General features: G+C 64.6%; 17 protein-coding genes. All 17 read right to left on the bottom strand.

The features are described from left to right. Positions 1–31: 31 nt before the first annotated feature. Positions 32–4060 carry a hypothetical protein gene (locus tag JS533_RS06845; RefSeq protein ID WP_241513694.1) on the bottom strand — a complete coding sequence of 1343 codons (4029 nt, stop codon included), beginning with the start codon at positions 4058–4060 and terminating at the stop codon, positions 32–34. A 62-nt stretch (positions 4061–4122) separates the two neighbouring features. Next, positions 4123–5256 carry a LacI family DNA-binding transcriptional regulator gene (locus tag JS533_RS06840; RefSeq protein WP_241513693.1) on the bottom strand — a complete coding sequence of 378 codons (1134 nt, stop codon included), beginning with the start codon at positions 5254–5256 and terminating at the stop codon, positions 4123–4125. Positions 5257–5377: 121 nt separating this feature from the next. Beyond that, positions 5378–6160, bottom strand: coding sequence for an alpha/beta fold hydrolase (locus JS533_RS06835; protein WP_241513692.1), 783 nt, complete (start codon positions 6158–6160; stop codon positions 5378–5380). A gap of 56 nt (positions 6161–6216) precedes the next feature. Next, positions 6217–6942, bottom strand: a complete 726-nt coding sequence (locus tag JS533_RS06830; protein ID WP_241513691.1) for a YesL family protein — start codon at positions 6940–6942, stop codon at positions 6217–6219. Positions 6943–7095: 153 nt separating this feature from the next. Beyond that, the gene (locus JS533_RS06825; RefSeq protein WP_241513690.1) at positions 7096–8781 is read right to left on the bottom strand and encodes an extracellular solute-binding protein; all 1686 of its coding nucleotides are present in this window, start codon (positions 8779–8781) and stop codon (positions 7096–7098) included. Between the two features lie 538 nt (positions 8782–9319). Next, complete coding sequence (locus JS533_RS06820; protein WP_241513689.1) at positions 9320–10303, bottom strand: carbohydrate ABC transporter permease; 984 nt, start codon at positions 10301–10303, stop codon at positions 9320–9322. 42 nt (positions 10304–10345) lie between these two features. Beyond that, on the bottom strand, positions 10346–11275 hold the full coding sequence (locus JS533_RS06815; RefSeq protein WP_241513688.1) for an ABC transporter permease: 930 nt from the start codon (positions 11273–11275) through the stop codon (positions 10346–10348). Between the two features lie 553 nt (positions 11276–11828). Beyond that, on the bottom strand, positions 11829–12899 hold the full coding sequence (locus JS533_RS06810; protein WP_241513687.1) for a CTP synthase: 1071 nt from the start codon (positions 12897–12899) through the stop codon (positions 11829–11831). 304 nt (positions 12900–13203) lie between these two features. Beyond that, positions 13204–14598, bottom strand: a complete 1395-nt coding sequence (locus JS533_RS06805; RefSeq protein ID WP_241513686.1) for a glycoside hydrolase family 28 protein — start codon at positions 14596–14598, stop codon at positions 13204–13206. Between the two features lie 199 nt (positions 14599–14797). Next, complete coding sequence (locus JS533_RS06800) at positions 14798–15850, bottom strand: LacI family DNA-binding transcriptional regulator (protein ID WP_241513685.1); 1053 nt, start codon at positions 15848–15850, stop codon at positions 14798–14800. A 62-nt stretch (positions 15851–15912) separates the two neighbouring features. Next, a complete protein-coding gene (locus JS533_RS06795) occupies positions 15913–16617 on the bottom strand; it encodes a hypothetical protein (RefSeq protein ID WP_241513684.1) in 705 nt (234 codons plus the stop codon). A gap of 3 nt (positions 16618–16620) precedes the next feature. Further along, the gene (locus JS533_RS06790; RefSeq protein ID WP_241513683.1) at positions 16621–17574 is read right to left on the bottom strand and encodes a carbohydrate ABC transporter permease; all 954 of its coding nucleotides are present in this window, start codon (positions 17572–17574) and stop codon (positions 16621–16623) included. Next, on the bottom strand, positions 17571–18503 hold the full coding sequence (locus JS533_RS06785) for a carbohydrate ABC transporter permease (protein WP_241513682.1): 933 nt from the start codon (positions 18501–18503) through the stop codon (positions 17571–17573). Before JS533_RS06785 ends, JS533_RS06790 begins: the two co-directional genes overlap by 4 nt. 128 nt (positions 18504–18631) lie before the next feature. Beyond that, on the bottom strand, positions 18632–19963 hold the full coding sequence (locus tag JS533_RS06780; RefSeq protein ID WP_241513681.1) for an ABC transporter substrate-binding protein: 1332 nt from the start codon (positions 19961–19963) through the stop codon (positions 18632–18634). 286 nt (positions 19964–20249) lie between these two features. Further along, positions 20250–22586 (bottom strand): hypothetical protein, encoded by a 2337-nt coding sequence (locus JS533_RS06775; protein WP_241513680.1) that lies wholly within the window; start codon positions 22584–22586, stop codon positions 20250–20252. Continuing rightward, positions 22583–24862: a glycoside hydrolase family 95 protein gene (locus tag JS533_RS06770; protein WP_241513679.1), complete on the bottom strand. Its 2280-nt coding sequence runs from the start codon at positions 24860–24862 to the stop codon at positions 22583–22585. The genes JS533_RS06775 and JS533_RS06770 overlap by 4 nt, the downstream gene beginning before the upstream one ends. 11 nt (positions 24863–24873) lie before the next feature. Then, positions 24874–25951 (bottom strand): GH39 family glycosyl hydrolase (locus JS533_RS06765; RefSeq protein ID WP_241513678.1); only part of this gene is annotated, 1078 nt, incomplete at its 5' end.

The raw sequence follows: 25951 nt of genomic DNA, 5'->3' as shown, positions 1-25951 counted from the left end.
CGTTTGGCAACCGTCAGGAGTATCAGGACAATCAGGCGATGCTGATGTCGGCGTCGGAGAGGGTCATGTCGGACACGGTGATGCGCTGGGTGCGTCCGTCCGCCAGCTCAACGGCAATCACGCCGCCGCGTCCGTCGTCGGTCGGAATCTCGCGCACGGAGCGCACCTGCGGCGTGCCGTCGTGCTGTTCGATGACGGTGACGAAGCTGCCGGTGCGGCCGTGCGTGCGGATGTCGAGCGTGCGGCGACGGTCGCGTTCGTCGCCGATCGGATAGTCGGCGCCGACGGTCGCGGTGAAGCGGACCGCGCCGCCGTGCGCCGCGACGAGTTCGGAGGTCAGATCGACGTGCACGACTGCCGGGTGGGACGCGTCGGCCGGCGATGCCGGGATGCTGGTCGCCATGCGGCGCGCGTCGATCTTGACCGGACCGCCTTCGTAGTCGCGGTCGTCGGTCGGCACGGGCACGGTGTTCTCGACCGTGTACGGCAGGTCGCGGATCGGCACGCGCGTGCCGTCGGCGCATTCGATCGCACCGTCGCCCCAGAACAGCGACGGGACCGGCGGCCAGTGCTCGTTCTCCTCGGCCACGAACGATTCGTCGCTCACGGCTTGCAGCGTCAGCGACTTCGCGTCGGCGGGAACCGCCACGTCGATGTCGCCGGAGCCGAAGATCCACGCGCCGAACTTGCCCGAGGCGAGCGGCTGCACACCCACGTACCGGTCGGGCGTGAACGCGTCGTCGGCCAGCACGAGCGTCGAAGCGGTTTCCGGAACGTCAATGGCCGCGGCCGACGCGTCCAGCCCGGCCACGGACGCCGGCTTGACGAACGAGCCGTCGACGTCGCCGGCGAACACCGCATAGTGCAGTTTTTGCTGGATCTGGTAGTACTCGGGATCGCAGCCGACGACGATCTGTCGAGAAGTCGGCGCGACGGACCAGACGTCCATGTGCATGATGCCGGGCGCGTTGTGGTTGGAGCGCGTGTTCGTCATCCACTTGCCGCCGTTGAATTCGGTCATGTCGACCGCGAACGACGTCTTGACCGTGCCGCGAGCGTCGAAGACGTGGCAGTCGGTGATGAACTGTCCGCTGGACAGCGGCGACGGGTCAAGTTTCGGCGTAACGCCGCGGTACGTGAGGTCGGGCGTCACACCGTCGACCGGACCGCGCTCGCCGGCGTCCGTCGACACGCTCGCATCGTCCGAACCGACGGTCGACCCGTCCGCCGCGACTCCGCCGGTCGAGTACGCGAAGTGGTCGCGGTCGGTCGGATCCGCGCACGGATACGCGAGCGCTCCTCCGTGTTCGCCGGTGATCGAACGCAGGCCGTTGACGTGCATGAGCACGTCGTACTGATGTTCCGCGGTACCTTCCAGATAGTCGACGAGCACGATGTAGTCGTCGGTCACCAGCGTGGCGCGACGCTGCGTGATCGGCTCGGTGTAGCCGCTGCGCGACGCGTACTTCGGCGTAACCGCAGAGCCGGCATGCGTGCCGTCCGCACCGGACTCGCCAGTCTCACCAGCCGCACCGGCAGCACCAGCAGCACCAGCACCGGCACCGCCGTCAGCCTCGTCACCGCCGCCCGGCAACGCGACCGAACGCCCCTCGATCCACGCCTGTTCGGCGAAGTCGGCGCCCGGCGTGACCACCCAGCCGCCGTACGGCGGGTTGCACCAGCGCGTGACGATCTCGTGCACCGCCACCTGCAGATCCTTATCCGACCGGAACTGCAGCAGCCTCGCGCCCGTCGGATCCTGCTGCTTCAAATCCACCAACGCCATATTGTGCGTGATCGAATTCTGCACGTAGAACTTGTACATGAACGTGTGATACGAATACCACACGTTCTCCGGATTATAGAAGTTCTTGCCAAACCGGCGGATCGAATTGAGCGCAAGCCGATCGTAGTGCCCATGCGCGCCGCCCAGCACGCCGGTCTTCACCGTCACCTGATACTGCTCGTCCAGATCACGTCCAGAAGCCTGCGAGCGCAGCATCGTGATGCCCGCCACCGGAGCCGTCACGGATCGCCCGAACGCCTCCAGCGCGGCGGAGTCCACGGCCGGCAGCTCGTCGACGCCGTACCACAGGTCGCGCTGTTCCGGCGGCACGGTGGCGAGCAGCGGCAGCAGCGACGGCTCGCGGTAGATGCGGTAGGCGAGGTCGTAGCGCGGGTCCATGAGCTGGTAGGCGGGCGCGCGGTCCTCGGTGGAGTCGTTCATGCCGAAGATCACGCCGTCGTGGCTGAAGAACGGCGTCAGGGAGTCCACGAGCTGCTTGACGGAGCGCGTGTTGTGCTCGAATGTGCCCCAGATTTCGGTGGTCAGACCGTCGATGCGGTCGGATGCGGGCAGCATCGGGTCATCGTATGCGCTGAATCGGCCGTAGCTGGCGGGCACCTGCACGTCGCGCAGGTCGAATCCCCATTTGTCGACCGTGGTGATGAGCTGCAGGAACGTGCCCATCGCCAGATAGTTGTAGCCGATCGCGGACTCGTACCACCAGCCATCGTCGAGCACGCCGCGGGAGAGGTGGTCGAGGATGCCGCCGTCGCAGTGCATGAAGTAGTCCATCGCCTCGATGTCCTGCATCTCGGCCGCGCATTCGATGCAGCCCTGCAGTTCGCACAGCTGCCAGTTCGACAGCTTGCCCTTCATCATCTCGCAGCGGATGATCTCCATGAACGTACGGAAGCACTCGTGCACGCGCGCCTCCTCGTCGGCCGAGAGCAGGCCGAGCCCGCGCATGTGGTCGACGGTGAACGCGATGAACTTGAAGAACTCGCCTTCGTGCACGAGCTCCTGGCTGCCGCCCTTGATGGTGCGGAAGTAGCCGTCGGGTGCGATCATCTCGCGCAGGAATCGCGCGGATTTCTCCGCGAACCGGCGCTCGCCGCTGATGAGCGTGATGAGCACGCAGTTGTACGCCTCGTCGGAGTTGCGCGTCTGGAACAGATGGTCGGCGGCCGGGTCGACGGCGGGCACGACCCAGCGTTCGGCCTGCTCGTAGCGCCGCTGATACGCGGCCTTGGCCCAATCCTGCGTCGCGATCTTGTGTGTGATGCCGTCGATGTCGGCGTGCGTGAGCGTGGTGCGGTAGTCGTCGGAATGGTTGACGGTGACGAACCGCATGGTCTGCGATTCGCCGCTCGCGCTCGTGACGACGAGTAGCTGGTCCTCGTGACCGTACGGCGCGAGTCGTTCGGACGAGTGCACGGTCAGGCGCACGATGCGGCGTTCGTGCGGATGGAGCGTGACGACGAGCGTGCCTGCCGCGGACTCGGCGGCCACGGACGTATCGGTCTCGGCCGCCGGCGTCGATTCGTCGGCTGCAGCGGCCGACTCGGCCGGATCGACGGCGGTTTTCGCCTTGCCGCTGACGGCCGGCAATCCGGCCCTGTCGTTTTCGCGGAGTGTCGCCGCGTCCGTCACGTCGGCGAGTGCGGTCGTAAGGACCTCCTTGCCGTGACGTTTGACCGTTGCGGTGACGGTCTGCGGCACGTCGAGCATGTTGACGAACGTCACGTCGTACGATGCGGTCGATGCGGGATCGTCGGCGACGAGCGCGCGTCCGCGCACCGCGCAGCCGAGCAGCAGCTCACGCGCGGCGACGAACCGCACGACGGTCGGTTCGATCGCGGCGCCGGACGCACCGGCCACCGCATCATCCACAGCCACCGTCACGGCGATCACGCCCTTGGGCAGCACGCCCATGCCCTCGTCGAACGAGAACTGCGCGAACGGCACGAACGTGGGCGCGCCCGGCACGAGCACCGCGGACGCCGTGACCTCGGGCAGCGCCTCCTCGCGCGGGTTGCGGCACAGCGAGCAGGTGAGCGTCACCGTCACCGGCGTGGGCGAGGCCACGTCGGCGGCCAGGCACAGGCCGTACCAGTCGAGCACGTCGGCCGCATGGTCGTTCGTCTCCCAGAACCCGTGCACATCCCACAGCCTTTTGCCGTTCGGGTTCGGATGCGTGAATCTGACGCCGCCGGGCACGGTGGCGCGTTCCCATTGCGTCACGTCGATCACGGTGTGTTCCGGAAGATATCGCATGATGATTGGCTCCTTTGGTAAGGATCGAGGTGACCGCCGGCGATCGCCGACGATCGGGAAAATCAGGTGCGCGGCGGCATGACCGACTCGCGCACGACGAGCTGGGTGGGCAGAATGATGTCGCTTTCGCCGGCCAGCGGCAGTTTGACGGCCATTTCGCCCATTTCGGCGAACGGCGCGCGCACGGTGGTCAGCGGCACGATCAGGCCCTCCGCGTACGGCATGTCGTCGAATCCGCCGACGGAATAGTCGTACGGCACGCGCTTGCCCATCTTCTTGAGCGTGAGGATCACGTCGAGCGCGACCTCATCGGTCACGCCGACGATCGCCGTGCAGTCGAGCCCGGCTTTGCAGGCGGTACGGAAGTTGCCGGCCGATTCGACGCGGTTGCGGCTGTACGCCACGTCGCGCGACGGATCGTGCGGGATGCCGGCCGCCTCGAGCGCGCCGAGGAATCCCCGATAGCGCGCGGTGAACACCGGTTCGCCCTCGCGCACGCCGACGAACAGGAATTTGCGGTGGCCGAGCGAAATCATGTAGTTGGTCAGTTCGACCATGCCGGCCTCGTTGTCATAGTCGACGACGGCCACGGATTCGGGCAAGTCGAGACGGGGCCTTGCGAGCGCGACGAGCGAGGTCTCCGGCTGCTGGTCGAACTGGTCGATGATGCCGGAGAACGTGTCATCCGACATGGAGCCCTCCATGACGACGACGATGCGCGAGCGCTGGGCGAGCAGCTGGCTGGCCATCTCGTCGCCGCTCATGCCCTTGAACCGGGTGGAGAACAGGCGGAAGTTCAGGTGCTGGCGGTAGGCCTCCTCGTCGACGGCGGCCATCATGTCGGCGTAGGTGCCGCCGGTGATGGCGGAGGTGACGAGCGTGACCGCGTTGGGTGGCGTGGTCAGGGCCTTGGCGTGGATGTTCGGCACATAGCCGAGCGCCTTGGCGGTGGACTGCACGCGTTCGCGGGTCGCCTCGGAGATGCCGGGCTGCCCGTTGAGCGCGCGCGAGACGGACGCGACGGACACGCCGGCCGCCTTCGCGATGTCTCGGATATTGAGATTGCCGGTTTTCGCCGGTCCGGATTTGGTCCTGCCGGCCTCGCCGGTCTGGTTCTGACTGCTTCCGCCCTGGATCTGATCGGCCACGATTCGTCTCCCATTGCCTCGCGTGGTGTGCGTAACTGGTTTCGACATGGTAATCGCCTCGTTGGTCAATCAGGAAAGCAGGTGGCGGGTCGCGGCCGCATACGGCGGCTGGTCTGCCGGCACCGAACCGCTGCGAGTCGCGACCGGACCGCGCGGCCGGACCGTCCGTTCAGGCCGCGATCGTGGTCAGATGCGCGGGATTCGGCACGTACAGTTTGCGCGAAAGCGCCCAGCCGACGACCTCGTCGCGGAAGCGGCGCGGATCCTCGAGGAAGAGGAAGTGCCGGTGGCCGCCGCTCCACACGGTCACGTCGAACGTGCCGCAGAACTGCTCGAACCGCGCGCGTTCGACGCCCGGGTAGATGCCGAACGTCGGCTTGGTGCGCCGGCGCGCGACCGGTACCGTCGTGTCGCAGATGCCGAACGCGCCGGGCGCGAGGTATTCGGACACGTAGTAGTCGACGAGCGCCTGCGGATTGGTGCGGCGCACGTCGCCGAGCACACCGCTCCACACGTCGTCGGGGATGCACGACGAGTGCGCGCTTTCGATGAAATCGAGCACGGCCTTGGTCGGGTCATCGCCCATACGGTCGAGGAAGCGCTCGTGGAACGCGCGGGTCGCCTCCTCGCCCATCGCGCCGTACGCGGGGTCGATGACGACCTCGCCGGCGACGAGTTCGGGATGGTTCGCGTGCACGGCGAGCGAAAGCTGCCCGCCCATCGAATGCGCGATGAGCAGCGCCTGCTTGCCGGCCGGAACCGTGCGGCGGATATAGTCGGCGAGATCCTCGGCCGCGGACGGGATCGTCCATGGGCCTTCGTCGCGGCGGTCGCCGTGGCCGGGCAGCGTGTAGGCGTGCACGTTCCAGTCGTCGGGCCAGTCGACGCTGTCCCAGACGCGCGGCGAGCCCGCCCAGCCGTGCACGAGCACCGCGTATGTGGTGTCAGTCATGGTCCTCTCTTCTTTCAGTTACCAATGATTTACGTATCGTTGCGTGTCGTTGCGGATCAGCGCGCGCCCGTCGCGGCCGCGACCATCGACGCACGGCCGTCGCCGGACCACGTCGCGTCGTGCGATCCCGCACCGCCGTCCGCGCGCTGTTCGTCGGCGATCGGCAGCTCGTCCTTGCCGAGCAGTCGCAGCTGCTTGTTCCAGCGGGCCGTGATGATCGCGGAGACGACGAACAGCGGCACGCTCGCGCACATGACCGGGATCAGGCCGGGCAGCAACACGCACAGCACCACCGTGATCGCCTCCACGGCGAGGATCTTGACCGACGTGAGCGTCCACATGGCCGGCAGCAGCAGCGAGTTCTTGACCAACTGCGGGATCGTCAGTTCGAAGTTCGCCTCGTTCGCGGCCAGATACGGCAGCGCGAGCGCGACGACGTAGACGAGCGCGACCAACGGCACGATCCACGGACCGTTCTGGTACTTGAGCACCCACAGGCTGAGCGTCAGGCTGACGCAGACGGCGACGAACAGGAACGAGACGAGCCAGAAGCGGCGCAGCGCGGCCTTGTACAGCTGCCATGCGCGCGCCGACCAGCGGAACGCGTCGCCCTCGCGCTCGTAGGAGCGGAACACGCCGACGATGGCGACGGTGGCCGGCACGATGCCGTACACGACGCCGCCGAGGATCGTGAACGCGATCCACATGAGGTTCATCAGTGCGAGACGCGAGATCAGCAGCGTGATCTCATAGACTTTCTGGGCGACCGCCTGCTTGTTCATGATGATGCTCCTTGGCGTGGGTTGTCGGCTGCGCGACCGGGCGGGCCGGCGGGCCGATGGATGATGTGGTGTGATATGGGGAAGGCTCCCCTTCCCCGTGAGGCGGGAACGGGGAGCCGTTCGGCTACCGGATGTCGGTCGTTCGGCCGATCATCACTCGGCGTCGAAGTATTCCTGCGCGAACTTGGTCTCGAACTTGACGAGCTTGTCGTAGCCAAGGGCCTTGGCCTTCTTGACCATTTCCTTCTCGAGGCTGTTGAACTCGGCGCTGTCCTTGGCGTAGATCATCTTCCAGGAGTACTGCTTGATGACGTCGCCGACCTGGCTGACGACCACCTGGTCCTCCTTGCTCCACTCCATCTGGGAGACGTCCTTGGCCGGGAAGGCGGTGACCGTCTTGTCCTTGACCATGGCGGCCTTCATGTTCAGGGCGCCGTCGTGGTCGGCGGACCATTCCTTGTCGAGCTCGCTGGCGTTGTCGGTCAGGTAGGTGTCCCACTGGTTGTAGACGGACACGGAGTTGTACTTCGGGTTGACGGCGTTGACGCTCACGGTCGGGCCGTTGACGCGGGCCTTGAAGGTCTCGTTGACATGGCCGCCGCCGAGGCTGTCGGGCACGTTGGCGGACCAGTCGCCCTTGCCGAGGTCGGTGAGTTCGGGCTTGCCATCGGCGTTCATCTTCCACAGCACGCCCTCCGGGCCGTTCTCGAAGGTGAAGGAGCCCTCGTCGCCGTACATGTAGTTGAGGAACTTGAGCGCGCCGGCCTGGTTCTTGGCGTTCTTGGCGACGCCCCAGAACCAGCCCTCGGTGCCGCCGATGGTGGAGACGTTCTCGACGACGTTCATCGAGTCGTTGGAGATGCGCTCATAGCCCTTCTTCTGGGCGGTCAGATCCTTGTTGACCGGGTTGAAGTTCAGGTTGCCCATGTAGCCGTAGATCCACATCGCGGACTGGCCCTTCTCGGCCTTCTTGAGGTAGTCATCCCAGGTCTGGGTGGCGGAATCCGGGTCGAGCATGCCGTCCTGGTAGATGGAGTTGGCCCACTTGAGGCCCTGCAGGTAGAGGCTGTCGTCCTCGAGCAGGTCCTGGACCTTCTTGTTGACCGGGTCCATGTTGATGAACGTGTAGCCGTTGACGCCGTCGTTGCTGGTCCAGCCGTTCGCGTAGGCGATGGAGCGGATCTGCTCGGCGGAGGTGCCGTCCCAGCCGCCGAAGAGGCTCAGCGCGTAGAAGTTGTCGCCCTTCTCGGTCTTCGGGTGGGCCTTGGCCATGGCCTCGGCCACGTCCTTGTAGGACCAGTAGTCCTTGATGTCCGGGGAGCCGAGCTCCTTGTAGTAGTCGTAGCGCAGGGACGGCACGTTGACCGGGTCGCCCTTGGACAGTTCGGCCTTCTCGGCCACGCCGGACGGGATGGCGTACACCTTGCCGGAGTCGAGCTTGTCCATGCGGTTCACCGCGTCCTTGAAGCGGAACACGTTGGGCAGCTTGTCCTTGACGGTGTTCAGGTCAAGAACCTGGCCGGCGTCGATGGCCTGCTTCAAGGCGTCGCGGCTGCCGAAGAGGACGAGGTCGCCGAGATTGCCGGTGGTCAGCTTGGTCTGGAAGCGGTCGGTGCCGCCGACGGAGGACGGGGTGACCTTGACGGTCAGGCCGGTGGCGTCCTTGATGCCCTTGCCGACGTAGCCGTCGAGCGTGCCCTCGTAGGTCGCGCCTTGCGTGAAGATCGTGATCTCGTTGGAGTTGCCGGCGGCGGTGCCGCCTCCGCAGGCGGCCAGCGGGACGACCATGGCCGCCGCGGCCGCAGCCGCGCTCATGCGGGCGATGTACTTCTTGTTCATGGGATTCTCCTTCTTTGGGGGTGTCAGGCGCGGGACCTGCCGTGGCCTCGCGACGTGCTGTGTTGTTCTGTTGTTCGGGGTTTGCGGTAGCCGGCCGCTGGTCCCGGGAACCAGTTGCTCGGCGCTGAGCGGGGAGTAACTAGTTACGGTTTTGGGTGTGCAGTATTGCTGCGGATTGTTTGTTGTACTGGGGTGTCGATTCCGCCGGCCGGGCGTATAGCCGGCGGGATCAAAACTCATGTATTGAGCAGGGAATCAGTCGGAGCCGTGAACAGTGAGGGACTGTCCGCTTCCGCTTAATGGTTCGCCTTCGGTCCTGCAATTACGGACCTCGCTACGCTCGGGCTCAATCCCGCCTTCGCTCACCTACCGGCTCCGCTCAGGCCGAACCTACGAACAGTCCACCGAACTGTCCGCTTAACGGTTCAGCCTGCAACTACGGACTCGCGCTACGCGCGAGGCTCAATGCTGCCTTCGCTCGCCTATCGGCTCGCTCAGGCTGAACCTATGGGAAGCCCACTGGGCTTCCCATAACGGTTCAGCCCTTAACCGCGCCGATCGTGATGCCCTTGACGAAGTACTTCTGCATGAACGGGTAGACGATGAAGATCGGCAGGACGGTGACCATCGTGACGGTCAGCTTGATCGACTGGGTGGTCACGCCGGTGGCCGCCATGTCAGCGCCGCCGCCGTTCTGCGCCATGATGTTCGCCATGGCCTGCGCCTGCGACAGGTAGCGGTACAGCACGTACTGCAGGGTCTGCAGCTTGTCGTTGGTGATGTACAGGACGGTGTCCATGAAGCTGTTCCACTGGCCGACGGCGGAGAAGATCGCCAGCGTGGCCAGAATCGGGCCCATCAGCGGCAGTGCAATCCTGAAGAACACGGTCCAGGTGCCGGCACCGTCGATCTCAGCTGCCTCCTGCAGCGAGGCGGGGATGGACGACTCGACGTATGTCTTGACAAGCACGATGTTGAACGCGGAGACCGCGCCCGGGATCACGTAGACGAGGAAGTTGTCGAGCAGGCCGAGGTAGTTGAACAGGATGTAGCCCGGGATCAGGCCGGCGTTCACGTACATCGTCGCCACGAAGAAGCGGTAGATGAACTGGCGGTGGGCCATCTTGGTCTGCGTCATCATGAAGCCGAGGAACGCGGAGACGGCCACGCACAACACCGTGCCGATCACGGTGCGCAGTACCGAGATCACGGTCGCGTTCGCGATGCCAGGCAGTTCGAAGATCGTCTTGTAGTTGTCGAAGTGGATTCCCTTCGGCCAGAACAGGACCTCACCGTCGGCGCTGAGCTTGTTGTTCGAGATCGTGTTGATGAAGATGTACCAGAACGGGTAGAAGCAGATGAACGCCATGAACACCATGAAGATCGTGTTGCAGACGTTGAACACCTTCTCCCCCACCGACAGCTGATCCATCGGGTTGCGAGAATTCTTCCTGGCCTTCACGGCCTTGGCCGGCTTGGCAGCCTTGCGCGGCTTGACGGCCGAAATCGCCTGTGCGGACATGTCAATGCTCCTTTGCTTAACGAATGAGGCTATGCGGCCGGTTTAGAAGATCGAGTTGCCGCGGACCTTCTTGGAGATGCCGTTCACGGAGAACAGCAGCGCCAGGGAGACGACGGTCTTGAGGATGGAGATCACGGTGGCGAACGAGAAGTTGCCCTGGGAAATACCGATGTTGTACGTGTACAGATCAAGCACTTCCAAGGAATCCTTGTTCATGGCGTTGGAGAAGACGAAGTACTGGTCCATGCCGGTGTTGATGATGTTCGCCACGCTCATGAGCAGCAGCACGAAGAACGTGGGCAGCAGGCCCGGCACGGTGATGTGGATCGCACGCTGGAAGCGGTTCGCGCCGTCGATCGACGCGGCCTCGTACAGCTCCTGGTCGATGCCGTTGATGGCGGCCAGGTACATGATCGCGGACCAGCCGATGGACTTCCACACACCCAGCGCGGTCATCTTGAGCCACATGTGGTCGGAGCTCAGCAGGAAATTGATCGGCTGCTTGATGACGCCCCAATCGACCAGCAGGTTGTTCACCACGCCGTTGTCGACGGACAGGAACGCGAACACGAGCGCGTAGACCAGCACCCAGCTGACGAAGTTCGGCGCGGTGGTCAGCGTCTGGACCACGCGGCGCAGCTTGCTCGAACGGAGCTCATACAGCAGGATCGCGAAGATCAGCGGCAGCACGCTGCAGGCGAGTCCCAGGAAGCTCATGCCGAGCGTGTTGACCAGCACACGGCCGATCGTGTGCATCTGCTCGGGCGAGGAGACGATCGACTGGAACCACTTGAGTCCCACGAACGGCATCTCCCACGGGGCCACGCCCGGCTGGTAGTCCACAAACGCGAAGTACCAACCCAGCAGCGGCAGATAGTTGAAGACGAGCACGAAAGCCGCGAACGGCAGCACCATGTACAGCAGGCGCCAGCTGTGCGACAAAAACCTTGGGGTCTTTTTGACCTGTTCCATCAATCCTCCTCTGCGAGAACACCGGTCCACACCGGCCGGAATGCGGGAACGTCACAGACTTCGTGTCCGTTTCCGCTCTGTTGTTCTGTTGGTTATCACCATATCACGTAACCAGTTACGCAACAAATCGCAGCTCCTCGCGACACGCCAGTAAACGCTTACCGTGATTGCGCAACCATCGTTGAAAAATCTGGCAAATCAGCGTACTTCCAACGGAAAGAATAAGTTTCTCAATCGTGTCAATCGGCGTGTCGCATCATCAGAACATCCCCCGCAGCGTCCCTACCATTACGCAACAATACGTAACCATTTACGTCCATGTTGACCTACCGTGCGCCACGTCTCCGCATCAATCCAGACTGAGCGTCCGCAGACATGGGGCCGCAGAACGACGTATAAACGACCCTAAGTCTGCATCCGTCGCAGACAGCCGCAGACATAGTGCCGCTAACCGACGTGCAAGCGGCCCTAAGTCTGCGGGCGCCACCCCGCCCCTCACCCGGACAGTTGCGGGGACGTACCGTGATCTGATCCAGGGTGACGGTCCCTCCCCTCACCCGGACAGTTGCGGGATACCCGCATCCGTCAGCTTGACCCTCAACGGGGTACGCCGCATCACCTCGACATAATCGGTCCGGATCACCATCGTCACGTGATTATGCACCAACGTATCCTGACGAAGCCGTTCCTTCTGCACCACCGCGCGCACATCACGTCCGCCGGTCATCGTCGGATCGACGTACTTGCGCATGCCATCGTATTCGAGGACAACAATTCTTCCATCCGGCAGGAACCATACGAAATCGACACGGCAACGAAACCCCGTTTCAGGATCCACGAATTCGTGCTGCAACCGCGGCGCCACGAATCCCAATTCTATGATCACCGCGCGGCACCATGACTCACCTCCGTTCTCACTGAGCGGGTCCGCATAATGCAACAGACGGCGCACACGAACGCAATCTGCCCGAACCCCGTCACACGCCGCGGCTATTTCCCGCTTCGTGACCAGCTGCCTGCGCAGAGCCGAATCGACCATAGGCAGCGCCTGCGCGAATTCATATCGAAGCCCGCAATCAACCAGCGTCCTCGCCGGCGATGTGACCGGAATGATGCAGATTATCCTGTTCGCAGGCACCATCGCACCAACGTCATCGGAGACAACGACGTCCATTCCGGCCCTGCCATATTCACCGTCCAACAGCAGACATCCGACCTCGCAGACCGGCACATCCGTCATGGAGATCCGGCGAAGCTTCCCATAGGCCCGTCCGGCATTCGACGATTGCCGAGTGGCGATGAACACCATCCCGCCATCATGCAGAGACCATGGATATTCAAGCTGCATGATGGCCGCCGCGCTGAGACCGGCGAACACACGATGGGGATACTGCTCGTGCAGCGAGCGAATGACATGACGGGAGCGCTCTGCCGGATTCAGAGAGTCCCAGTAGACGACCCGCGCGTACATGTTGCGGTGCGGCCGGACCAGCTCGCCGTCGTGCAGCCGTCTGGACACCGCCTTTTTCTCGGCGTTGGTTTTCGGCCAGAAGCACCTCCAAGCTGCTTCGGCGGCGGAGATGAGGCGATCCAGTCCCTTATGCGTTCTCATACCGTTGATCATGAGCCGCATCGGAACGCCAGCGCAATGGGAACCGGGCATTGTGGAAAAAAGGTCGGAGTTTCGGCGTGTTGTGGATAAGCAGTATGTGGATAACTCAACGGCCGGCATCGGATAGCGCAGACATAGGGTCGAAGCGGCAATTCACGCCGGCACTATGTCTGCGACTGTCGATGAGTAATGCAGACATAGTGTCGGTAAGGGATGCTGCAGCGACTCTATGTCTGCACTGGCCGGATACCACCCGCCGCACGGCCACAACCGGTGACCACAACTGGCGGCTACAGCCGGCGGCTACAGCCGGCGGCTACAGCCGTTCGCCGTTGACGGTGACGTCCGGGTCGGTGACCGTCTCGCATCCGTCGAGGAGGACGGCGTGGCGCTCGTCGGGGCGCAGCGAACGCAGCCGGATACGGTTCAGGTCGAGCCCGTGCACGTTGCGCAGGTCCATGAACGCGGTGCGCGACCAGTCGGGCCAGTAGTTCTCGCTGGAGCGCACGCCCGGCTCGGCCAGCTTGTCGACGAGCCGCGGGTACTCCTCCAGCGGCGGGATATCGGCGAGCTTCACTCCCCCGACGAACGTGTAACGAAGCCCGTCAAGCGTTACGTCTTCGATCGGATGCCCGTCGGCCGCGTCGAAGCGAATGCCGGCGAAGCGCGGCTCGCCCATCACGTCGTCGGTGAAGCGGCGATGCACGTTCGCCATCTCCGCACTGTCGGTCGCGGTGAGGTTGCTGATCGAGATCCGCTCCATCGTGCCGATTTCGGGCATGTGGTCGAGTTCGATGGACGTGCCGTAGTCGTCCAACTCGAAGCGGTTGTTGAGCACGGCGAACACGGGCCGCGTCACGTCGCGCATGACGATGTTGCTGATCGACACGTCGGTAATGGAGCCGCCTTCGGTGCATTCGAGCTTGATGCCCTCGCGCCACACGCGGTTGAGCGTGCAGTTGCTGATGCTCACGTTGTAGATGTCGCCGATGGACTTGAGCCCGATGCGGATGCCCGCGCACACGCCGGAGAACTCGCAGTTCGTTACGTGGATGTCGTGCACCGGGTACTGCTTGCTGCTGGATTGCAGGCAGAAGTTGTCGTCGGTGCCGCGCACGTAGCAGTCGGAGATGAATACGTGCGCACTGCCGTCGAAGTCGAGGCCGTCGCCGTTATACCGCTTGTCGTTCTTGATGTCGACGCCGTGGATCCAGATGTATTCACTGTCGAGGAACGCGGTCGTCCACGCGGCCGCCTCGACCAGACGCAGGTTTTCGACGTGCACGTTACGGCAGCGCAGCAGTCGGATCAGCATCGGCCGGTAGATCGAGCCCTCGTTCGGGAAGGCGGTCGCGTTGCCGTCGATCGTGCCGCGGCCGACGAGCGCGACGTCGTGCTGGTCTTCGGCGTAGATGAAGCAGCGGTCGAGCGCGGCCTCGTTGCGATAGCGGTTGTGATGCACGTCCGCCGCGTAGTCGTTGATGTCGGGACTCGCGAGCAGTGTCGCCGATTCGGCGACCTCCAGCGTGACGTTCGACTTGAGTTTGATCGTGCCGGCGAGGAACGTGCCGCCGGCGAGCGTGACATGGCCGCCGCCGTTCGCGTTCGCCGCGTCGATCGCGGCCTGGATGGCCGGACCGTCGTTGGTCGTGCCGTCGACGAGCGCGCCGAAGTCGCGCGGATCAAGGATGTGTGTGGTGTTGATCGTCATTGTTCAGTCCTTTGTGCGAATACCGATACGTCACGTCTACCGTGCTACCGTGCGGAATTGCCGACGCGAATGATTCCACGCATCCTTACGGTAAGCGTTTTCCAAATATGATACCAGCTGCTGCAACTAGTTGCAAATGCCGCGTCAGCTGCCCTTTTGTGCATATCCCCAAAGAACCTCTCACCGGGAAACGCGGCCCTCAGACCGCGGTGGATTCGCGGATCACCGGTTCGACCGGGAAGCAGACGTCACGCTTCATCTCGCCCAGCCCCATGCGCACGGCGGCATGGCCCATCTCGTTGAACGGCACATGCACGGTGGTCAGCGGCCGCAGCAGACGATCCGCGTACTGCATGTCGTCGAAACCGGACACCGACGCCTCGCCGGGCATCGCGATGCCGCAACGATACAGTGCGAGCATCACGGCCGACGCATCGTCGTCGGTACTGGCGACGACGGCGAAACGGCCCAGATCGTCGCGCCACCTGCGCACCAGCGACTCAAGACCGGCCGCATCGCCGGGGGCACGGTCGACGTCCAGAGCCGCATCATGGTCACGCTCCATGCCGGCCGCGGACAGCGCGTCCAGAAAACCCTGATAACGATCGCGGAACACACGCGAGTCCAGACGCTTGCCGCAGTACACGAACCGGCGGTGCCCCTGCTCGATCAACCGCTCGACCAACGCGCGCATGCCGCCCTTGTTGTCGTAGTCGACCACTCCGGCATCGCCCCACATCGGTTCACGCGCACGGCCGGCGATGATCAGTTCCGTACCGAACTCCCTCAGCTTCGAGATCTGCGACGACATCTGCTCGTCCCACAGCCGCTCGTCGGCGCCACTGGACAGGATGATCGCCACGCGAGGACGCTGCTCCTGCAGCTGGCGGATGATGCCGTTGAACCGCATGTCGCGCTCCCCCGGCGTGATCAGACGGAACGACAGGCCGCGGCCGGACGCCTCCTCCTCCACTCCGGCGATCAGATTCATGTACGGGCCGCCGGAGATATAGCGGACCACCAGGATCACGGTGTTCGACGCGGTGGTGAGCGCCTTCGCGTTGCTGTTGGGCACGTAGCCGATGGACTGGGCCACCTGTTCGACATGCCGGCGGGTCTTCTCGGAGATCTGCGCGGAGCCGTTGAGCGAACGGGACACCGTGGAGACGGACACTCCGGCGGCGCGCGCCACATCGGCGATGTTGACCAGACCCGTTTTCGCCGGACCGGTCTTCGCTTTCGAACCGACCATCGCCGCGGCACCTCCTTATTCGCGACTCCGCACAGCCGCCCACAGCCGTACACGATGCGATTCTACATGCCGAATCGCATCGTCAGATTGACCAACGCCACGACGGCGCCCCACAAGCCGGGCGCGAACGCCAGCAGGCATGCGCCGATCATCGGCAGCAGGGACGCGGCGATGATAACCGCCAGCAGAAACAGCCAGACCAACGGCAGGTACGCCTTGCGTATCGTCGCCACGATCACGCCGGCAAGCTGACGCACGGCCGGTGCGGCGCCGACCGCGGCCGTGTCGCGACCGGCGAGCGTCCACGATGCCGCGCACAGCAGCGAGAGCATCGTCAGCGCGACGGCTGCGGCCGACGCCGGCATCGCGACCGTACCAGCGAACAGCGCGACGTCGTAGGCGACGAACAGCGTCGTCGCGACGCACATCAGCCACGTCAGCCGGACCGCCGGCGCGGCGTGGACGACGGCGGCGACGAAACGACGGCCGGTCGCGCCGACGTAGCCACGTTCCGTAATCATGTCGCGACTGACCGCGATCAGGCCGGTGACGGCCGGGAAAAGCGGCGCGAGCGCCGCACATCCCAGCCAGATCGCGCCGTGGCTCGGCTGCCAGCCGACCAGCAGGTCGAACGCGAAGTACGGGATCGCGGCGATCCACAGCAGGGCGCCGTTGACGAACACCTGCCAGACGCGCAGGATCATCTGCGAGACCGGCGAATCGAAGTTCGCGACGGCCAGCCACTTGGATACGATGCTTTGCTCCATAGTTCAGCCTTTAACCGCACCGACGGCCATGCCCTTGATGAAGTAGCGCTGGAAGGCGGCGAAGATGATGACGGACGGGATGAGCGAGAGGATCGCGCCCGCGTAGATGAGCTCCCACTGCGAGGTGAGCAGACCCATCATGCGGTTGATGGCCACGTTGATCGTGCCGGCGGAACTCGAGTCGAGCATGACCAGCGGGATGAAGTAGTCGTTCCAGAAGCTCAGCGAATTGGTGATCACGAACGCGGAGGTCACGGGCATGAGCATCGGGAAGACGACCTGCCAGAACGTGCGCAGCTTGCCGGCGCCGTCCACTTCGGCGGCCTCCTCGACCTCGACCGGGACGCCCTTGATGAACGAGCAGTACAGGAGGATGCCGAAACCGGCCGCTCCGCCCAAATGCACGAGGATCACGGAGGTGAGCGTGGAGTACAGGCCGATCGTGTTGAACGTCTTGACGATCGGGATCATGCGCACCTGGAACGGGATCATGAGCCCCGCAAGGAACAGCAGGTACAGTGCGCGCGAGGAGCGGCCGCCGATGCGTTCGATGCCGTAGGCGGCCATCGGCAGGATGACCACGAGGATCAGCAGCGTCGTGACGGTGATGATGACCGTGTTGAGCGTGGCCTGCGGGAACGCGGTGTCCTGGAAGAGGCGCGCGTAGTTGTCGAACGAGATCCTCGTGGGCAGGCCCATCGGGTCGATGGTGATCTCCGAATACGTGCGGAACGACTGGGCGAGCGCGTAGAACACGGGGAACGCGACCACGCAGAACAGCAGCGCGACCACCGCCATGCACACGACCTCGCCGACCGTGTAACGCTCTTTCTCCTTGGCCGCCTTCCGTTTGATGAAACACCCGGCCATATCCCTGACCTTCCTCTTCGTGCCGTCCGTCAGTTCCGCGCCCGCGACGGGCACGGTCGTGTTCGTGGGAATCGTCGTACTGCTCATGCCTGAATCTCCCTATCGCGAAGGAACTTGTTGCTGATCACGGTGCTGATCATCACGACGACGAACAGGATCACCGCGGCCGCCGAGCCGAAGCCGGCGCGGTATTCGCCGAAGCCGACGCGGTAGACGAAGAACGCCATCGTCTCGGACACGAAGCCGGGGCCGCCGGAGGTGAGCACCTGCACCTGGTCGAAGATCGCCCAGCCGGCGATCAGCGAGAGCGTGAAGTTGACGGTGACCGAACCGGCGAGCATCGGCCAGGTCACGTTGCGGAACACCTGCCACGCGTTCGCGCCGTCGACCTTCGCGGCCTCGACGAGCTCCTGCGGCACGGACTGCAGGTTCGACAGGTAGATGAGCGTGGTGTTGCCGCCCAGCGTGAAGCAGATGAGGAACAGCAGCACCCAGATCACGATGTGCTGGTCGCCGAGCCAGTCGCGGGTGAGGCCTGCGAGCCCGGCCTTGCGCAGCATGGAGTTGACCGCGCCGAAATTGTAGTTGAGCATGTACTTCCAGATGGTGGATGCGATGAACGCGCTCACCAGCGCCGGCAGGTAGACGATGGTGCGGAAGAAGCCGGAGAAGTGATGGATGTGGTCGAGCAGCAGCGCCATGCCCAGCGAGATGAGGTTGATGACGAACGCGGATCCGATGCCGAGGATCAGCGTGTTCCTCACGGCGTTCCAGAAACGACCGGAAGTGAGCATATCGACGTAGTTGTCGAAGCCGACCCAGTCGTAGGTGTCCGAGATGCCGTCCCAGTCGGTGAAGCTCAGCTGCAGCGACTGCAGCGAGGGCAGGATCACCATGCACAGGAACACCACGAGCATGGGGACCACGAACAGGAACATGGTGATTTTGTTGCGCCGCGCCATGTATTTGCGGCTGCGCTGCGCGGCGCTTTTCGGGGTTGCGGTTGTGCTTGCCAAGGTTCTTTCCTTTGCTTGGATTCGAGGGTTCGAGAGTCCGAGATGACGGCCGGGACGGGCGGAACGGAGGAGGATGCCCGCCCGTCCCGGCGGTTCGTTCAGACACGGACGGCTGTGGCCCAGCCGGCTCAGCCCTTGATGTCCTTGTCGAATTCGGCCTGGGTCTTGGCGATCAGGTCGTCGATGGAGGTCTGGCCGGTCTGCATCTCGATGCGGGCCTGGCGGAAGAAGGAGTTGAAGGTGGAGAACTCGGTCCACGGGGTTTCGTTGACGTACCAGTTGAGGTTCGGGTTCTTCATCAGGTCGTAGTAGTCGGAGGAGCCGGGGATGGACTCGTTGCGGGTGATCTGGTCGGCGTCCTTGATGTTCGGCGCGATGGTGCCGGACTTCTCGATCTCGTTGGCGCCGTCGAGCGAGTAGTAGAACTTGAGGAAGTCGACGGCCGCGTCGTACTGCTTGCCGTCCTTCTTGGCCTGCGCGGAGATCGCCAGACCCTGGCTGGAGTCGCCGACGGCGTTCTTGAGCACGTTGATCCTGCCGTTTTCGTCGGGGATGATGAACATGCCGGCGTTGTAGTTCGGGTCGACCTTGTTGATGTCCTTAAGTCGGCCGAGACCGGCGGACGATGTGGCCATGATGGCCTGGTGGTTGACCAGCAGCGTGGTGGTCTGCGCGTCCTGCGTGGACTGCCAGCCCTGCAGTACATACTTATCGGTGATGTCCTTGAGCTCGGTCAGCGGTTCCTTGAGATCCTCGATGGACGCCTTGCCGTCCTTGACGTCGGACCAGAAGCCGGCGCCGTCGGCCGAATGCTCGGCGAACACGGCGGACGCGAGCGGCTTCCACAGCTGGTCGGACGGCCACACCTCGCCGCCCGCGGTGGCCAGCGGCACGTCGCCGTTCTTCTTGATGTCCTTCATCAGCTGGATGAACTCGTCGTAGGTGGTGGGAACCTCGAGATTGTGCTTCTTGAAGTAGTCCTTGTCGTAGATGATGTTGATGCCGAGCTCGCCGTTGTTCGCGCCGGCCGGCACCAGATAGACGTTGCCGTCCTTGTAGGCGGCGTAGGCGTCGTCGCTGAGCAGCGAGATGACCTCTTCGGGGATCGGCGCGAGCTTGCCGGCCTCGATGTAGGTGACGGTGTCGCGCATGTCGACGACGGCGGGCCAGTTGCCGGTGGCGTCCATGGTCTTCATGGCCGTTGCGTAGTCGGAGCCGGCGGGCAGCGGCTCGGGGACCACCTTGGCGGTGTCGCTCTGCGCGTTGTAGGCGTCGGCGAGCGCCTTGACGGTGCCGTTCCAAGTGTCGTCGCCGGTGGCGTACAGGAATTTGATGACGGTCTTGCCGCCGGCGTCCGAACTGCCGCCGCTGGAGCTGCCGCATGCGGCCATGCCGAACAGCGTCGCGACCGCGGCCGCCGCCGCGATGCCCTTCTTGAGATCATTGGTGAAGTGTGACATCGAACCCTCCTTCGGGTTGTTTTCTTCTTTGAACCGAGGGGCGTCGGCGCCTCTCGCGTCTTCTTCGCTTCCAGTGTTGCAATCGCTTGCCGGAAACCGCTATTTACAAGCTCTGCAACTAGTTGCATTACTTATTATGCAACTAATTGCAGATATCGTCAAATCAGATTATTGATACTCCTTTCCCAGCGCGTCCCCTTGTTTTACCTCACTTTTGCAAGCGCTTTCCCAAAAACGGAAAACACAGCGTCGAATTTTCCCTATCGGCCGGAGTCGACCACCCCTCCTAGGGCAGCACCAAGTCGCCGAGGCCCAAGCGGACGACATGCCAGCCGGGGACCGCCGTGCCGGCCGGTCGGTCTGCGTGGTCGGCGAAGTTGCGCACGCCTTCGTATTGCGCCGGCGAGATGACGTGGCGGTCGCCGTCGATGTGGTGATGCGGCCCGTACGTGTTGTAGGTGCTCGGGTACAGCGCCACGGTCAGGTCATGCGTTCCCGTCGTCAGCGGCTCGGCGATCCGGATCGCGTACTCCGGGCCGATCGCCCAGCCGGCATCCCGTCCGTCGACCATGACGTGGATCGCATCGGCACGAACGCCGGTGAATCGCAGATGATCGGCCGGCTTGTCGACGGCCAGCCGTCTGGTCATGATCACCGGGGCGAAGCGGAACGGCATGCCGGATGAGGTCAGATCGGCGGGGTCGAGATCAGCGGAGGGCTCGGCGAGTTCGAACGGGCCGAGGGTGTATGCCTGCCGCGGATCGGCGGTCTTGAAGTATGGGGATTCGCTCAGCACGCGGAAATCGCCGCGCAGCCATACGAAGGGACGCGGTTCGCCGTCGGGCAGGGAGTGGATGGTGACGGCGTTGGATCCGGTGCGCAGGATTTCGGCGGGAACGGCGTACCGCGCCGGCGCTTCTTCTCCCGGAAGGGTCCCGGCATCCGCCGGACATATTCTCATGCCGTTGATCTCGACGCCACGCACCGGATCGCTGCACACGAGGGTGATGCATGCATTCCACAACCGACGGATATCGAACGTCGCGCGCACGACCGGATAATCGCCTCCGTCGACGGCAAGATCGAGCGGAAGCTGGTTGGCGCCGGAAGGAAGCACCCGCCACGAATCGGGACGTTCGTCCAGCGCGCGCAGCCGTTCCCGGACGGCGGGAACGCGCGGGGAGCACCCCTCCCCCATGACCACGCGATGGTACGTGCACGTGCCGATGCGGATGCCGCCGTCGGAGGTCGGCTCGCCGAACTCGTCGACGATGCGTTCCTCGGTGACGTCATAGGATTCGCCGGCCTCGTGCAGTTGCTCGACCAGCGCGTTGAACCGTTTGGAGATGCGGCCGGCGGCGGAATCGGGCACGCCGTCGCCATCATGCTCGTTGATGACGTGCATCTCGCGCGGGTCGAACCGCTCCATCACGCCGCGCGTGGGACAGACGACCAGCATGCGGTCGCGGCCGGCCTCCCACTCGGATCGACGTGCCGCGTAATCGCGCATGTCGGCCAGCACCTTGCCGAAGGCCGGCCTCCAGGTCAGGCCGAGCGGCTGGGAGGCGGGCCAGTCGCGGATCGCCTGCGCCTTGAGCCGGTATTGCGACAGATGCAGCACGAACGTGTCCACGCCGCAGTCGATCAGCCAGCGCATGTACCGCTCCCAGCTTTCGGGATTCACGCCCCAGCCGGCGCCGCCCATCGCCTCGCACAGCGCGCGCCCCGAGTGGAACTGGCGTGCGATCGAGCTGGCGATGTGCGGATAGTAGTGGTTGCCGGGGTCGCGTTCGAGCGCGTCGATGGCCGGCACGCTCACATGACGCATGACCTGGTAGACGGAACCGGAGTACGGGACTTGGAAATACGGGCTTTCCTCGCCTTTGGCGTGCGCGGTGTACGCCTTGCCGTGAGCCTCGCACCATGCGTTGATCGGGGCATGGAAGTTCTCATCAAGCAGGTCGGTGGCCAGCTCCCAGTAGTTGGCGCGGGCGCGGGCCGCATCGGGGCCGTCGCCGGCGAACAGCAGTCGCGGGTCGAGCGGTTCGCCGTATCGTCCCTCGTATCGAGCCGCGAAATCGGAGCACCACGGCACGCCCCGATGGCGGAAGGTCGCGCCGCGGCCTTCGAGGAAGCCGACCTCGTCGCTGAAGAACCCGGTCAGGTGGTCGAAGGCCTCGGGGTCGAGCCCCGTCTTGTGACCGTCGTAGGTCAGACGGATGAAGTCGGCGCAGGTCTTCGCGTTGAACGTGTTGAGCAGCGCCGGTTCGCTGCGCTCGACGACGGTGCCGTCGCGGTATTCGAGCCAGCCGGCCGTAAGGTCCGGGTTCATCTCATGCACCTTGCCGGAGGCGCTGCCGGACGGCCAGCCGTTCTCGTCGTAGATCCAGAATTCCATGCCGATCCGCTTCGCGTGCAGGATCACGGCCGACAGCAGGTCGAAGTATTGCCGGCTCAGATAGTCCGGATCTCCCGGATAGTTGCGCGGATGCCATACCGTGCCGTCGAAGCCGAGCGCCTTGCACTCGTCGAGCCGCGCCGTGATCCCGGCAAGGTCCGGACGGTCGTTGACCGCCAGGAAGGTGAGAAACGTGAGGCCGTCGCGGCCTGTATCCGAGGTCATGATCCGGCTCCTTTGATGTCGAGGGCCAGCCGTTCGCCGGCGTGCCAGTGGGTGGGGATGGTTCTCCCGTCGGGCAGGATGAAGGTCGATGCGCCGTCGCGCAACCCCGTGAGGGTGACGGCGGCGAGCGCGCCGTCGCGCCATTCGAGGGCGAGTTCGGCGCCGGCCTTGGTCCGGATGCCGTCCGCCCGGCCGTTCGGCAGCGCGTCGGGCAGTGCGGGCAGCAGGTACGCCGTGTCCTCATAGTCCTGTACGAGCAGTTCGAGGAAGCCGGCGAGCGCGCCGAAGTTGCCGTCGATCTGGAACGGCGGATGGTTGTCGAGCAGGTTGTCGAGCGTGGAGTCGGCGAGCATGCGGACGATGTCGTTCCAGGCCGCCTCCCGGTCGGCCATCCGCGCGTGCAGGCACAATGCCCATGCGCGGCTCCACCCGGTCCGCCCGAATCCGTGCGCCATGCGGCGGGCGACCAGTCTTCCGGCCGCCGCGGCGAGTTCCGGCGTGAGGTCCCTCCGGATCGTGGTGCCCGGATACAGGCCGAAGCACGGCGAGAAGTGACGGTGTCCCGGCTCGGTCTCCTCGCGGTCGCGGTCCCATTCGAGGATCCGCCCGCACGCGTCGACGCGGTCGGGTCGCAGGTTCGCCAATCGTTCGCGAACCGTCGCGTCGATCCCGTCGTCGTTGTCGCATCCGGTTTCGTGCACGACGTGCAGGTAGCGGGTGAACAGTTCGCGCGTGATCTGCATGTCCATCGCCGGGCCGATGCACAGCGAGGCGGTGGTTCCGTCCGCCATACGGTACGTGTTCTCGGGCGAGACGGATACGCCGGTCATCCACAGGCCGTCGGGGTCGCGGGTCATCGTATCGAGGATGAAGCGTATCGCGTCGCGTATGATGCCGAGATTGTCGGCCAGAAAGCCGTCGTCGCGCGTGTATTCCCAATGCTCGATGAGGTGCAGGGCGAGCCATGCGCCGCCCATCGGCCACAGGCTGGCCGGCGTGTAGTGGTCCTGTGGCGCGCAGTCGCCCCAGATGTCGGTGTTGTGGTGGCATACGAATCCGTGCACCCCGTACATCGCCGCCGCCACGCTGCGTCCGCGGGCCGCGACCGTGCGGATATGGTCGAACAACGGCCGATGCAGGTCGCCCAGTCCGGCCTTTTCCGCGAACCAGTAGTTCATTTCGGCGTTGATGTTGACCGTGTATTTCGATCCCCACGGCGACTCGTAGACGTCGTTCCAGATGCCCTGCAGGTTCGCCGGCAGGCTGCCCGGCCGGCTGGACGACGCCAGCAGATACCGTGCATACGTCAGGTAGGTCTCCAGCAGACCGATGTCGGGCCGTCCGTCCGTGAACGATTGCCGTCGTTGGACGGTGGTCGGCCGGCCGCGTTCCTTCCGATCGTCCGAAGTGGTCAATTCAAGGCTCATCGTGGACATGATCGCGGCGAAATCGGCGGTGTGGCGTGATTTCAGCGCATCGTAGCCGAGTCTGGCCGAGGCGTCCAGCGTGGACGTGCACCATGCCATCGGGGCGCCGCTGCGGTAGGTGGTGCGTCCGGCGACCAGCAGCGTCACCGCGGACGTGTCGCGTACGACGATGCGTCCGCCGATCGACTCCACCGTGCCGTCGTCGGAGATCGCGCGCACCGCCATCGCGTAGCCGATGCCGTCGGAGCCTCCGTTGACGCCGTGCAACCCGATCGTGTCCGCGCCGACCGCGCCCACGCCCTCGCATCGCGAAATGCCGTGGTTGTTCAGGTCCATACGGCCGACCTCGATCACGCAGTCGATGGAATGGGGCTCCTCCGCGGTGATCCGGTAGGCGATCACGTTGTCCGGGTTCGACGCGAACCATTCGCGCGTCTGTCTCACGTCGCCGACGGACGTCCTCACCATGCCGACGCCCGCATCGATGTCCAGCCGGCGTTCGTACGGGTGTTGATGCCGTGCGGCGTCGCCGAAGTCGATGAAGACGTCGCCGAGGGGCTCATAATGGCGCATGTCGGGTTCGGCGGGGAGCATGGCGAGTTCGGCGAGACGTTCCGCCTCTCGGGTGCCGTCATGCTCGATCAGGCCGCGCACCCGAGCGGCATAACGGCGCGCGTCGGGGTTGACGCGGTTCATGGGGCCGCCCGACCAGACGGAGTCCTCGTTGACCTGCAGGTGTTCGCGGCGGACGCCTCCGAACACCATCGCGCCGAGGAATCCGTTGCCGATCGGGTAGGCGTGGTTCCAGTCTGATGCCGGTGCGGTGTCGTACAGTTCGTGTCGATTCATGGCACGGCCTTTCAGCAGGTCTCGAAGAAGGCGACGGACCACGGTGCGAGTGCGAGCGTCAGGGTGAGGGTGCCGTCGGCGTCGGCTCGCACGACGTTGACGGCGAGGTCGTCGGCGCGGGCGCGCAGCATGGCGGCCTGCCCGCGGGTGAGGTTGCGCGGATATCCGAGTTCGGCCCACAGGTTCGCGGCGACGCCGTGGTCACGGTCCATGGTGCGCACCGTCACCCGGGTGTTCGCCTCCAGTCCTTCGAGCCGGATCGTGACGGTCTCGCCGTCGCCGAGCGCCTGGATCTCCTCGGCGCGCCCATGGTCCGGGTATTCGGCGATCGGCACGGCTTGAGGCATCGCGTCGGGGTAGTTGAAGAACAGTCCCTGCACTCCCCCGGCGTCGTCGCGCGTCACGATGCCGTCGGCCGTCTGCGTGAGACGGCGGCCGCCCAGTCCGTTGAGGAATTCGTAGGCACGGTATGTGGCTTTCGGGATGCCGTGCATGGTCATCAGGCCGAATCCGCCGTGGAACGCCTCGGGGCCGGGACCGACCTCCTCGAAGATGTCGGTGAACGTCCAGTAGCTCAGCGAATCCGCCAGTCCGATGTTCTCGAGGTTCGTCCTGACCACGTAGGTGGCGGCCGGCAGATAGTCGTGGCTGCAGTCGCGCGAGGTGGGGCTGGAGCTCCATTCGGTCAGATGCACTTCGGCGTCCGCATAGCCATGCCGGGCGAGCGCGTCGCGCAGCCACAGCAGGTCGTCGTGCACCGAACCGGCCTTGCGCGATCGCCCGCGCATGGGACGGCCGCCGCGGTCGGTTTCGGGCTCGGGCGGCACATCCTGCCCGTCAAGCGCGAAGTCGGTGGGATACGGGTGCGTCGAGACGAAATCGACCGGCAGATCATTGGCCCGGCAGTATCGCAGGAAATCCTCGATCCATACGCCGTGCCAGTCGAGCGAGTCGAGGTCGTCGACCTTGTTGGTCAGATGTCTGCTGAAATCCTCGACCTCGCCGTCGAACCGCGCGTCCGGCACGAAGTTCGACGTGGCGGGCCCGCCGACGCGCAGCCGCGGGTCGATGTCCTTGATCGCCGTCGCG

Origin of the sequence: Bifidobacterium amazonense, from assembly GCF_018555435.2 — a bacterium.
GTDB classification, from domain to species: Bacteria; Actinomycetota; Actinomycetes; order Actinomycetales; family Bifidobacteriaceae; genus Bifidobacterium; species Bifidobacterium amazonense.
The sequence above is the reverse complement of the archived record's forward strand: the minus strand, read 5'-3'. Positions and strand labels throughout refer to the sequence as shown.